Source organism: Streptomyces sp. NPDC051987 (assembly GCF_040680735.1).
Taxonomy (GTDB): Bacteria; Actinomycetota; Actinomycetes; order Streptomycetales; family Streptomycetaceae; genus Streptomyces.
In genome coordinates this window covers 53,257-65,720 of the sequence record NZ_JBFAXI010000017.1, presented here as the reverse complement: position 1 = coordinate 65,720, position 12,464 = coordinate 53,257, and the positions used below count along the sequence as shown (strand labels likewise).

Sequence of the window (12,464 nt, the reverse complement as noted above, 5' to 3'; positions counted from 1 at the left end):
TCGCCCATGTCTGCCACCCCCGGACACACCGGGGTCCAGGTGCCGCTCAGCCGCGACCAGGAACGGACCTGGTTCGTCGACCAGATGAGCAGTTCGTCGTCCGACTACCTCATCCCGCTCCGTCTGCACTTCGCCGGCCCGCTCGACCGTGACGCCCTGCGCCGTGCGCTCGAGGCCCTGGTGGCCCGTCACGAGGTGCTGCGCACCGGCGTGCTGGCCACGGAGGCGGGGCCGGTGGGCATGGTCCGGCCCATCGGCCTGTTCCGGCTGCGGGAGACGGAGGTCAGCGACGCCGGGGCGCTGGAGGCCGCCCTCGCCGCAGAGGCGGCGACCCCGATGGACCTGGCCACCGAACTCCCCGTGCGCGCCCTGCTGATCCGGCACGGCGCCCAGGAGCACACCCTCGTCCTCACGCTCCACCACGTCGCCGCCGACGACTGGTCGTGCGCCCTCGTCTACGACGAACTGGCCGCCGACTACACGGCCTTCACCACCGGCGCCCCCTCCCCCGTCCCCCCGCCCGCGGAGCCGTACCGCGTCGTGGCGGCCCGTCTCGACGCCCGCGCCGCCGAGGCCGGGCGGGCCGGGAACCCCGCGCTCGAACACTGGCGCGAGACGCTGGCCGACCTCACCGCGTTCGAACTGCCCGCCGACCGTCCCCGCCCCGCCGTACGGGCGGGCCGGGGGGCGACGCGGACCGCATTCGTGCTGCCGCCGAAGGTCGCCGAGCCGCTCACCGCGCTGGCCCGCTCCGCGGGAGCCACACCGGCGATGCTGCTGAGCGCCGCCGTCCAGGCCGTCCTGTACCGCAGCACCGGGCGGCAGGACGTCACCACCGGCACCACCTACGCGCGGCGCGACGACCCGGCGACCGAGCGGCTGCTGGGCCTGCTCATCAACATGGTGCCGTTGCGCGGCCGGCCGGGCCCGCAGCTGACGTTCCGCCGGTTCGTCGAGGAGTTCCGTGACGTGGCGCTCGACGCGTTCGAGCACGCGGAGGTGCCCTTCGACCGGCTGGTGGAGGAGAGCGCCCCCGAACGCGACCCGTCGCGCACCCCGCTGTTCCAGATCCTCGTCAACTTCCGTACCGGCCGCCGTCGTTCGCCCCGGATGCCGGGCCTGACCGTGACCGACCTCCCGATGCCCTACCACGGCGCCAAGTACGACCTGTGCGTCAGCTTCGAGCAGGGCTCCGCCGGGCTGTGGTGCGGGGTGAACTGGGACGTCGACCTGTACGACGACGCCACCGTGGAGCGGCTCGGCACCTGGCTGGAGCGGCTGTTGCGGCACGTCGCCGAGGCTCCCGACACACTCCTGGACGACATCCCGCTGCTGTCCGGGCCCGAGCAGGACGCCCTGCGCGCGCTGGTGCTGCGTCCGGCCGTCGACACGCCCGCGCAGACCCTGCACGAGCTGGTGGCCCTCAGTGCCGCCGCCCGGCCCGACGCGGTCGCCCTGGTGGACGCCGACGGCGCCACGACGAGCTACGCGGCCCTGGAGGCGGCGGCGAACGCCGTCGCCCGTCGGCTGACCGCCCACGGGGTCGGCCCGGACGTGCCGGTGGGTCTGCTGATCGACCGGTCGGCGGCGATGGTCGTCGGTCTGCTCGGCATCCTCAAGGCGGGCGGTGCCTATCTGCCGATCGAGACGGCCACGCCCGCCGCCCGGATCGTCACCCTGCTCACCGACGCCGGCGCGCCGGTCTGCCTGATCGGCGGCGAGCACGCCGACACGGTCACCACCGCGGGAGCCGTCCCGCTCCGCGTCGACCCCCGGGAGACGGCGGCGCCCCCGTCCGTGACCGTCCACCCCGACCACCTGTGCGCTGTCTACTACACCTCCGGCTCGACCGGCCGCCCCAAGGGCGTGGCGTGCACCCACCGCGGCTGGGTCAACCGCATGGCGTGGATGCAGCACCGGCACGGCCTGCGCCCCGGCGAGACGGTCCTGCACAAGACGACCCTGCCGTTCGACGACGCGGCCGTCGAGATCCTCTGGCCGCTGATCACCGGCGGCACGGTCGCGCTGCTGCCGCCCGGCCTGCACCGCGACCCGCGCGCCCTGGTCGACGCGACCGTGCGCCACCGCGCCGTCCACGTGCAGTTCGTGCCCAGCGTCCTGGACCTCTTCCTGGAGGAACTCACCCCCGCCGACACCGCCGCGCTGCGCCGGAACCTGCGCAGCGTCCTCTCCAGCGGCGAGGCCCTGCGGCCGGCCCTCGTGGAACGCTTCCGCGCCGCGTTCGGCGACGCGGTCAGCCTGGACAACACCTGGGGCGCCACCGAGGTGTCCATCGACTCCACCTTCCACGTCTGCGGCCCCCGGGACACCCACGGGAGCGGCGCGGTCAGCCTCGGACGGCCCATGGACAACAACGAGGTGATGGTCCTCGACCACCGTCTCGCCCCGCTGCCGCCCGGCGTGCCCGGTGAGCTGTGCATCGCCGGAACCGGTCTGGCCCGCGGCTACCTGGGCGATCCCGCCAAGACCGCCGCTGCCTTCGTCCCGCACCCCTACCGGCCCGGCGAGCGGGTGTACCGGACCGGGGACCGCGGCCGGATGCACCCGGACGGCTCCTTCACCTACCTGGAGCGGATGGACCGCCAGGTGAAGGTGCGCGGTGTCCGGGTGGAGCTGGGCGAGGTGGAGACCGCGCTGCGCGAGCACCCCTCGGTGACGGACGCCGCGGTGGTGACCCGCCGCGCCGCCTCCGGCGACCTGCGCCTGGCCGCCTACGCCGTCCTCGACGGCGGCACGGCCTCCGTGCGCGAGCTGCGCGAGCACCTGTCCACCCGGCTGCCCGGGTACGCCGTGCCCACCACGCTCACCGTGCTGCCCGCGCTGCCCCGTTCGGCCAGCGGCAAGCTCAGCCCCTCGCTGCTGCCCGATCCCGACCCCGCGGACCACGAGACGGACGAGTACGTCGCACCCCGCGACGAGACCGAGAGGACCGTCGCCGGCATCTGGGCCGAGGTGCTGTCCGTGCCCCGGATCGGCGTCCTCGACGACTTCTTCTCCTTCGGCGGCCACTCGCTGATCGCCACCCGGGCCGTCAACCGGATGCGGCAGGTGTTCGACGTCCCGCTCCCACTGAGCGTGATCTTCGAGCGGCCGACCGTCGCCGGAACGGCGGAGTACATCCACGACATGATCCTGGCCGAGATCGAGGCGCTGTCCGACGACGAGGCGCACCGCCTCCTCGCGGACCTCTCCCCGGCCACCAGCCCCGCGGACAACGAACGAGGTGCGACGCGATGAAGACCCCTCTGCTGTACGAGGCGTTCCTTGAGCACGCCCTGCGTACACCCGACGAGCCGGCGCTGCTGTGGGCGGACGGCACCCTGACCTACGGTGAACTGGAGCGCCGCTCGGCCCTGCTGGCCCGGCGGGTGGCGGCCGCGGGCGGCGGACACGGATCGCTCGTCGGGGTCTGCGTCAGCCGCGGTCCCGCGCTGCCCACCGCCCTGCTCGCCGTGATGCGGGCCGGAGCCGCCTGGGTGCCGCTGGACCCGTCCTACCCGCAGGACCGGCTGGAGTACATGCTGCGCGACTCCGGTGTCTCCCTGGTGATCGCCGACGAGAGCGCGGCACGCCGGCTGCCGGGGGACGTCCGGGTGCTCGACCCGGCCCCGGACGCCGCCGGCTCCCCCGCCCCGGTCCCCCTGAACAGCGCGGGCCCCGGCGATCTCGCCTACGTCATCTACACCTCCGGCTCCACCGGCAGGCCCAAGGGTGTCCTCGTCGAGCACGGCAGCGTCGCCGCCACGATCGCCGGGATGCGGACCGAGTGGGGGGTGGGGAGGGGCGACCGCGTCCTGCAGTTCGCGCCCTCCAGCTTCGACGCCTCCGTCCTGGAGACCGGTGTAGCCCTGACCGGCGGCGCGACGCTGGTCCTGGCCGATTCCGAGAGCGTGGTGCCGGGCCCCGGTCTGGTGGACCTGATGGACCGCCTCAAAGTGACCTTCACCCTGCTGCCGCCGTCGGTGGCCGCCGCGCTCCCCGACGCCGAACTCCCCGCGCTGCGCACCCTGGTGTGCGGCGGGGAGGCGCTGCCCGCGGAGGTCGTGGCCCGCTGGAGTCCGGGCCGGCGCGTCTTCAACGCCTACGGGCCGACCGAGATCTCCATCGTGGCCACCACGGGCGAGGTGACCGGTTCGGCCACGCCCGACATCGGACGACCGCTGCCGGGCGTGCGCATCGACCTGCTCGACCAGGCGGGGCTGCCGGTGGCGCCCGGCGAGATCGGTGAGATCGTCGTCTCCGGCGCCGGGGTGACGCGCGGCTACCTCGGCCGGCCCGCCCTGACCGCGGAGCGCTACGTCCCCGTCGCCGACGGCCGCGCCTACCGCACCGGCGACCTCGCCCGGCAGCTGCCCGACGGCCGCTACCTCTACGCCGGGCGCGCCGACCACCAGGTCAAGATCCGGGGCTTCCGCGTCGAACCGGGCGAGATCGCCGAGGTGCTGCGCGCGCACCCGGCGGTCTCCGACGCCGTCGTCGTCGCACGGGGCACCGTCCTGGTCGGCTACGTGGCCACCCCGGACGACGAGGTGCACCCCGCCGACCTGCGGGCCTGGTGCGCGCGCACCCTGCCCGCGCACATGGTGCCCTCCACCATGGTCGCGCTGCCCGCGCTGCCCCTGACGCCGAGCGGCAAGGTGGACCGGGAGGCGCTGCCGTCGCCGTACAAGTCCGAGGTGAGCCGGGGCGACGAGCCGGCCACGCCCACCGAGGCCGCGGTCGCCGCCCTGATGTCGGAACTGCTCGGCGGCACCCCGGCCGGCGCCACCGACGACTTCTTCCAACTGGGCGGCCATTCCCTGCTCGTCGGGCGTCTCGCCGCCCGCATCCGCACCGACCTCGGCACCGACATCCCGCTCTCCCATCTCTTCCGCCTCGCCACCCCCCGCGAGATCGCCGCGTTCGTCGACAGCGGCGCTTCCCTCGACGACGCGGCGACCGTGCCCGCACCGCCGCCGATGCGGCACGCGGACCGTTCCCGGCCCATCCCGCTGTCCTTCCCGCAGGAGCGGGTCTGGTTCCTCGAACAGCTCTCGCCCAGCAACCAGGCGTACCGGATGCAGGCCACGCTGACCCTGCGCGGCGCCCTGGACATGACCGCGCTGCGGGCCGCCCTCACCGAGCTGGTGCGCCGGCACGAGATCCTGCGCACCGCGTTCCGCGAGATCGACGGGGTGCCCGTGCAGTGCCCGGTCGAGATGGACGCGATCGACATCGAGGTGCCGCTGGTGGACCTCTCCCACCTGTCCGAGGAGGAACGGGAGCGCGCGTGGCAGGAGTTGTCGGCGCGGGAGCAGGCCCAGCCGTTCGACATGGAGAAGCCTCCGCTGGCCCGCTGGGTCGTGACCAAGGACGCGCCCGAGGCGTACCGCCTGATCCACGTGGAGCACCATCTGGTGCACGACGGCTGGTCGTTCGCGGTCTTCGTCGGGGAACTGACCCGTCTGTACTCCGTGTTCGCCGAGGGCGCGGAGGCTCCGCCGGAGCCGCGGTTCCAGTTCGCCGACCTCGCCGCCTGGCAGCGGTCCTGGCTCGACGGCCCCGTCATGGACCGCTACCTCGCTCACTGGGCGCGGGTTCTGGACGGGGCCCCGCCCGCCCTCGAACTGCCCACCGACCGGCCCCGCCCGCCGGAGTTCACCTTCCGCGGCGACGTCGTACGGGTGACCCTGGAGCCGGACGAGTACCGGCGACTGCGCGAGGGGGCCAGGAAGTTCGGCGTCACCCTCTACTCGACGATGCTGACCGCGTTCGCCGCGCTGCTGTCGCGGTACGCGGACCAGACCGACTTCGTGCTGGGCGTCGGGGTGGCCAACCGCAGGCTCGCCGAGGCCGAGCGGCTGATCGGCATGATGGTCAACACGGTGCCGCTGCGGGTCCGTCTGGAGGACGACCCGACGTTCCGGCAGCTCCTCACGCGGGTCCACGACACGGCGGTGGAGGGGTACGCGTGGCAGGACGTGCCGCTGCAGAAGCTCGTCAAGGCCGTCGCCCCGGCGCGTGACCTCTCGCGCAACCCGCTGTTCTCGGCGATGTTCAGCTTCCACGACTCCGCCGTCCCCGACCTGGACTTCGCCGGGCTGCGCGGCGAGGTGCGCATGGAGCACAACGGGTCGGCCAAGGCGGACCTGAACATCGTCGCGATCCCGCGCGCCGAGCAGCGGGTGGGCAAGCGCCCCAGCAGCGAGGACGACGCGCTGACGATCATCTGGGAGTACGCCACCGACCTCTTCGACGCGGACACGATGCACAGCATGGTCCGCGCCTACCTCGACCTGCTGCGCGCCGCGCTCGACGAGCCCGACCTGCCGGTGTCCCGGTTCCCGCTGACCGGGGCGGCCACGGCGAGCACCGCCGAGGCCGGGTCCGCCGAGGCGACGGTCGTGGACCTGGTGGAGCGATGCGTCGCGGAGCACCCGGACGCGCCGGCCGTCGAGACGCACTCCGGCTCCGTGACCTACCGCGAACTGGGCCTGCGCGCGGACCGTCTGGCGGAGGCGATGTCCCGGCAGGGGGCCGGCCCCGGACGTCCCGTCGCGCTGCGGCTGGACCCCGGCGCCGACCTCGTCGCCGCGCTGCTGGCCGCCGCCCGTACCGGTGCCCCGGCGCGGGTGCTGGCGCCCGGCACCGAACCGGCGGCCACGGAGACCCTGTTCACCGGGGCGCCGGCGGCGGACCCGGCGGTCGTGCCGGGCAGTCGGGAGGCGCGCCTGCGGCCGTCCGGAGACGACGTCCTGGCCCTGGTCGGCGAGGCGGGGATCACCCGCAGTGCGCTCACCGGCGCGCTCGGCGCCCTCGACGACCTCGGCTTCGGTGCGGGGCAGGTCCTCCAGAGCGCCGCGACCGACAGCGCGCTCTTCCCTCTCCAGGTGTGGACCACGCTGGCCCGCGGCGGCACGCTCGTCGTCCCGGCGGCGGCGCCGCACTCCCCCGCCGCGCTGGCCGGGCTCCTGGCCGGCCGTCAGGAACCGTTCTCCGCGCTGCTCCTGCCCGACGCCACCGTCACCACGCTGCTCGCCCACCATCGTGACGCCCTGGCCCGGGGCGCCGAGGCGGTCCTCGCCCTCGGTCCCGACCTGGACCCCACCGCGCTGCGGGAACCCGTCGGGGTCCGCCTCGCGGCCGGGTTCGGGACCGCCGAGGTGCCGCTGGCGCTGTGCCGGCCGCTCGGCCCGGCCCCGGAAGCCGACGCGGTCGTCGTACCGGTCGGTCACCCGGTGCCCGGTGTCACGGCCGCCGTGCTCGACTCCCGCGGGGAGCCGCTGCCCGCCGGGGTCCCCGGTGAACTGCACCTCGCCCACGGCGGCGCCTCCGGGCTCGTGCCCACCGGCCACCGGGCCCGGCACACCGTCCGCGACGGCTTCGAGATCCTGGGCACGGCCGGGTCCTGGCCGACCGTCTCGGGCTTCCGCGTCGCGCCCTACGAGACCCGCACCCGCCTCACCGCGCACCGCCAGATCGCCGAGGCGGCCGTCGTCACGGCCGACGGCGAACTCCACGCCTACCTCGTGCCGCACACCGGCTCCGCCGTCCCCGACGGCGACGAACTGATCGATTTCCTCTCCGAGTACCTGCCCGACTACCAGATCCCCGCCCGCTTCACGGCGGTGCCCACCCTGCCCGTACGGCCGGACCGCCCTCTCGCGCCACAGCCCACCGGCCGCGCGTGACCCGCACCGGCGCCCCCATCCATCAACCCTGAGGGAAGCCATGCTGCACGACATGTCCACAGGCCCGGCCGGGACGGCGGTCCGTGTCCGCGGAGCCCACCACAGCGTCGGCCACCACGGAGAGATCCTCCAGGGCGTCTTCGAGTCCGACGGACGCCTGCGCCGCGCCCTGATCACCCTGCCCTGCCCCCTCTACGAGTCCCATGCCGTCTTCGAGCCGTCCGACACCGCGACCGGGATCGTCATGCGTGACCCGTGGCGGACCAAGGCGCGCCGGGCCGCCGAGCTGACCCTGCGCTCGCTGGGCGGCGTGCCCGCCGGCGGAACCCTCAGTCTGACCAGCAACATCCCGCCCAGCCGCGGTTTCGGTTCGTCCACCGCGGACGTCGTGGCGACCATCGGCGCCGTCTACGAGGCGGCCGGGAGACGCCCCAGCCCCGCGCAGTACGCCGCCCTGGCCGTCGCGGCCGAGACCGCGTCCGACGCGCTCATGTACCCGCACCGGACCGTCCTGTTCGCGCACCGCGAGGGCGAGGTCATCGAGGACATGGGCGGGCCGCTGATGCCGCTGGCCGTGCTGGGCTTCGGCACCAGCGCGGACAGCCTGGGCACCGACACCCTCACCCTGCCGCCCGCCCGCTACTCGGTGTGGGAGATCGAGGCGTTCCGCCCCCTGCTGGGCACGGTCCGGCGCGCCATCCGCACCGGCGACGTCGCCCTGCTCGGCAGGGTGGCCACCGCCAGCGCCAAGATCAACCAGCGCCACCTTCCGGTCCCCCGGTTCACCGACCTGCTGCGGGTCAGCGAGGCGGTGGGCGCGGCCGGGCTCCAGGTCGCGCACAGCGGTGACGTGGCCGGGCTCCTCTTCGACCCCGCCCTGCCCGACCTCGCCGCCCGCACCGACGGCGCCCGCAAGCGCCTGGCCGCCCTGGGCATCGACGACACCTGGCACTTCACGACGACATGATGAGAACGGAGATCATGCGATCATCCACTCTGCCCGCGGCCAGTGCCTCGGTCGTCGAGGCGACCGTCCTGCCGCGGCTCATACGGATCGGCCCCAACCTCTGCGTGGCCGCGTTCACCCTGATGAAACTGCTCCCGGCCCGCTTCATGATCGACCGGGCCGAGCAGCGCGGCGAACTCGCCCCCGGCACCACGGTCCTGGAGACGTCCTCGGGCACCTTCGCGCTGGGGCTCGCGATGGTGTGCCGGCTGCGCGGCTACCCCCTGATCATCGTCGGCGACCCCGCCATCGAACCCGCGCTGCGCCGCAGGCTCGGCGAACTGGGCGCCCAGGTCGAGATCTGCGCCGAGCCCAGCCCCAACGGCGGCTTCCAGCAGGCCCGCCTCGACCGGCTGGAGGAACTGCGGGCCCTGTACCCCGACCACTACGTCCCCGGCCAGTACCACAACCCCGACAACCCCAACGCCTACGCCGCCGTGGCCGAGCAGATCGCGGAGACCGTCGGCCCCGTGGACTGCCTGGTCGGACCGGTCGGTTCCGGCGGGTCGACCGGAGGCACCGCGGCCTTCCTGCGGCTGCTCCAGCCGCAGATGCGCCTGATCGGCGTGGACACCTCGCCCAGCGCCATCTTCGGCCAGGCCGACGGACCGCGGGTGGTGCGCGGCCTCGGCAACAGTCTGGTGCCGCCCAACGTCAGTCACGAAGCCTACGACGAGGTGCACTGGGCGGGCCCCGCGGAGGTCTTCCGGGCCACCCGTGAACTGCACGCCCTGCACGCCCTCTACATGGGCCCCACCAGCGGCGCGTCCTTCCTGGTCGCCCGCTGGTACGCCGAACGCAACCCCGACGCGCAGGTGGTCGCGTTCCTGCCGGACGAGGGGCACCGGTACCAGGAGACGGTCTACCAGGACGCGTGGCTGGCCGAGCGGGGTCTGCTCGACGCGCCGGCCGCCTCCGCTCCCCGCACCGTCACCGACCCGCACGACGCCGTCGGAGGGTGGGCGCGCATGCACTGGCGCCGCCGCTCCCTCGACGACGCCCTGCGCGACGGAGCCGGCCGCTCGGGCCCCGCACCCGTGGAGGACCTGTGACCGATCCCTTCCTGGTCCTGGTGGAGTCCAACACCTCCGGCACCGGCCCCCTGTTCGCCCGGCGCGCCCGGGATCTCGGGGTCCGGCCGGTGCTGCTCGCCGAGGACCCGGCCCGCTACGGCTACGCCCGAGCCGAGGAGGTCGCCGTGGTCGAGGCCGACACGTCGAGCGCCGGCTCGGTCCTCGACGCGATCGCCTCGCTCGACGCGGGTCCCCCGGCCGGGGTGACCACCAGTTCCGACTACTTCGTCCCCGTCGCCGCCGAGGCCGCGCGCGCTCTCGGCCTGCCGGGACCCGACCCGCAGGCGGCGATCCGCTGCCGGCACAAGGGCCGTCAGCGGGCCGCGCTCGCCGCGCGGGGCGTGCCGGTGGCCGCCCAGACCCTGGTGACCGACGCCGACGCCGCCCTGTCCGCCGTACGGGACATCGGACTGCCGGCGGTCCTCAAGCCCGCCGACGGTTCCGGCAGCACCGGGGTGCGGCTGTGCGGCAGCCTCGCGGAGACCGCCGAGCACGCCGCCCTCCTGCTGACCCGCACCCACAACGAGCGCGGCATCCCGACCGTGCCCGGTCTCCTCGTCGAGGAGTACGTGGACGGGCCGGAGTTCTCGGTCGAGGTGTTCGGGCGCACCCCCGTCACCGTCGTGGGCAAGCACCTCGGCGCCGCCCCCTACTTCGTCGAGACCGGGCACGACGTCCCCGCTCCGGTGCCGGACGCCACGGCACGGTCGCTGGCCGACACGGCCGTGGCCGCGGTCGAGGCGCTCGGCCTCGGGCACGGCGCGGCCCACGTCGAACTGCGCCTGACCGCCCGGGGCCCCGTGGTCATCGAGGTCAACCCGCGGCTCGCGGGCGGCATGATCCCCGAGCTGGTGCGGACCGCCCTCGGGATCGACCTGGTCGCCGCCCAGGTCGGGGCGGCCCTCGGCCACCGCCCCGACCTGGCGGCCCGCTCCGCGCACCACTCCAGTCTCCGCTTCCTCGTGGTCGACGAACCCTCCGTGCTCGGCGAGCCGCCCGCTGCCGTCGACGGCCCGCCGCCGCACGTCACCGCCATGGTCCTCACCGGGCCCAGGGAGGTGCCGCTCGCACCCCGGCACGACCACCGCGACCGGGTCGGCCACGCCGTCGCCACCGCCCCCGACGCCTCGACCGCCGCACAGGCCGCCGACGCGGCCCTGACCCTGCTGCGCGCCTCCCTGCGCGCCCGAACCGCCCCGGAGGACAGCGCATGACCGTCTCCGTCACCGGACGTCTGTCCTCCGCCGTGACACCGGCGGCGGCGGACATCCTCTTCGACCGGCACCTCCGGGTCCCTCCGGACCCGGTGGCCGCCGAGCTGAGGCCCACCAGCGAGGTGGACCGCGCCCACGTGGTCATGCTCACCGAGCGGGGGGTCATCGAGCGCGCGACCGCCGCCCGGCTGCTCTCCGGCATCGAGGAACTCCGCGCCGCCGACTTCGCCCCCCTGCGCCGTCTGCCCGCGCCCCGGGGCCGCTACCTCGCCTACGAGGGCTACCTCGTGGACACCCTGGGGGAGGAGACCGGCGGCGTCCTGCACAGCGGCCGGTCCCGCAACGACCTCAACGCCACCGTCGTCAGGCTCCAGTTGCGGCGCCCCTACGACCGGCTCCTGACCGAGACCGACGCGCTGGGCCGGGTCCTGGTGGACCGGGGCCGCCGCTGGAGCACCACCGTCATGCCCGCGTACACCCACCACCAGCCCGCCGTCCCCATCACCTACGGCCACTACCTCGCCGGGGTCGCTGCCGCTCTGGTCCGGGACATGGACCACGTGGAGCACGCCGGACGCGAGCTGGCCGAGAACCCTCTCGGCGCGGGCGCCACCGGGGGGACCACCCTGCCCGTCGACCCGGCACGCACCACCGAACTGCTGGGATTCACCGCGCCGCTGAGCAACTCCCTGCACGCGGTGGCCTCGCGGGACGTGGTGCTGCGGCTGCTCGCCGCCTGCACCGTCCTCGGGGTGCTCCTGACCCGGACCGCGCACGACCTGCAGTCCTGGACCAGCGCCGAGAACCCGCTGCTCCTGCTGCCCGACGACCTGGTCGGCAGCAGCTCGATGATGCCGCAGAAACGCAACCCGTTCCTGCTGGAGAACGTCCAGGGCAAGGCGGCCGCCGCGCTCGGCGCGCTCACCGCGGCGACCGCGGCGATGTCGACGGCCCGCTACACCAACGCCATCGCCGTCGGCACCGAGGCGGTCGGCCACGTGTGGCCGGCTCTGGAGGCCACCACCGACGCCGTGGTGCTGCTGCGGCTCATGTTCGAGGGCGCGGAGCCCGACCCCGGCCTCATGCTGCGGCGCGCCACGGACGGGCACACGGCGGCCACCGCGCTGGCCGAGCGCCTGGTCGTCGCGGGGGTGCCGTTCCGCACGGCGCACCACACGGTGGGCGAGATCAGCACCCTGGCCCTCGCGACCGGCCGCACCTTCGAGGACACCGCCGCCGCACACCTCGGCGACCGGCCCCGGGCCCTGCTCGACGCCCTGGACCCGGCGTCGATCGCCGCCGCGGCGGGCGCCGGAGGCGGCCCCGCCCCGGCGTCCGTGAACGCGGCCCTCGACGACTGCGAGGCCGAGCTCGACCGGCTCGCCGCCGCCGCGGAGGCCCGCCGCACCCACTGGTCGACCGCCGAACACCGCCTCGGCGACGCCGTGTCCGCCCTGATCCGCCGACCGTGAGGGAGCCC

The 12,464-nt window shown here is 74.9% G+C and carries 6 protein-coding genes; all 6 read left to right on the top strand.

Annotated features, from left to right (window positions below; all coding sequences use genetic code 11):
• The first annotated feature begins 6 nt into the window (after window positions 1-6).
• Genes AB0M11_RS12400 through AB0M11_RS12375 form a run of 6 tightly spaced genes read left to right on the top strand, consistent with a single transcriptional unit; the run spans window position 7 to window position 12,456 of the window.
• On the top strand, window positions 7-3,258 hold the full coding sequence (locus AB0M11_RS12400; protein WP_365704261.1) for an amino acid adenylation domain-containing protein: 3,252 nt from the start codon (window positions 7-9) through the stop codon (window positions 3,256-3,258).
• Window positions 3,255-7,691, top strand: a complete 4,437-nt coding sequence (locus AB0M11_RS12395) for an amino acid adenylation domain-containing protein (RefSeq protein ID WP_365704259.1) — start codon at window positions 3,255-3,257, stop codon at window positions 7,689-7,691. Before AB0M11_RS12400 ends, AB0M11_RS12395 begins: the two co-directional genes overlap by 4 nt.
• Before the next feature lie 52 nt (window positions 7,692-7,743).
• Window positions 7,744-8,658 (top strand): GHMP kinase, encoded by a 915-nt coding sequence (locus AB0M11_RS12390; RefSeq protein ID WP_365704256.1) that lies wholly within the window; start codon window positions 7,744-7,746, stop codon window positions 8,656-8,658.
• A 14-nt stretch (window positions 8,659-8,672) separates the two neighbouring features.
• Window positions 8,673-9,749 (top strand): pyridoxal-phosphate dependent enzyme, encoded by a 1,077-nt coding sequence (locus tag AB0M11_RS12385; RefSeq protein WP_365704254.1) that lies wholly within the window; start codon window positions 8,673-8,675, stop codon window positions 9,747-9,749.
• Window positions 9,746-10,984 (top strand): ATP-grasp domain-containing protein, encoded by a 1,239-nt coding sequence (locus AB0M11_RS12380; protein ID WP_365704252.1) that lies wholly within the window; start codon window positions 9,746-9,748, stop codon window positions 10,982-10,984. Before AB0M11_RS12385 ends, AB0M11_RS12380 begins: the two co-directional genes overlap by 4 nt.
• Window positions 10,981-12,456, top strand: a complete 1,476-nt coding sequence (locus AB0M11_RS12375) for a lyase family protein (protein WP_365704249.1) — start codon at window positions 10,981-10,983, stop codon at window positions 12,454-12,456. Before AB0M11_RS12380 ends, AB0M11_RS12375 begins: the two co-directional genes overlap by 4 nt.
• The last annotated feature ends 8 nt before the right edge of the window (window positions 12,457-12,464 follow it).

Coding starts and splice junctions, on each gene's coding strand:
- AB0M11_RS12395 (WP_365704259.1), top strand. CDS start 3,255: ATGAAGACCCCTCTGCTGTACGAGGCGTTCCTTGAGCACGCCCTGCGT.
- AB0M11_RS12375 (WP_365704249.1), top strand. CDS start 10,981: ATGACCGTCTCCGTCACCGGACGTCTGTCCTCCGCCGTGACACCGGCG.
- AB0M11_RS12400 (WP_365704261.1), top strand. CDS start 7: ATGTCTGCCACCCCCGGACACACCGGGGTCCAGGTGCCGCTCAGCCGC.
- AB0M11_RS12390 (WP_365704256.1), top strand. CDS start 7,744: ATGTCCACAGGCCCGGCCGGGACGGCGGTCCGTGTCCGCGGAGCCCAC.
- AB0M11_RS12385 (WP_365704254.1), top strand. CDS start 8,673: ATGCGATCATCCACTCTGCCCGCGGCCAGTGCCTCGGTCGTCGAGGCG.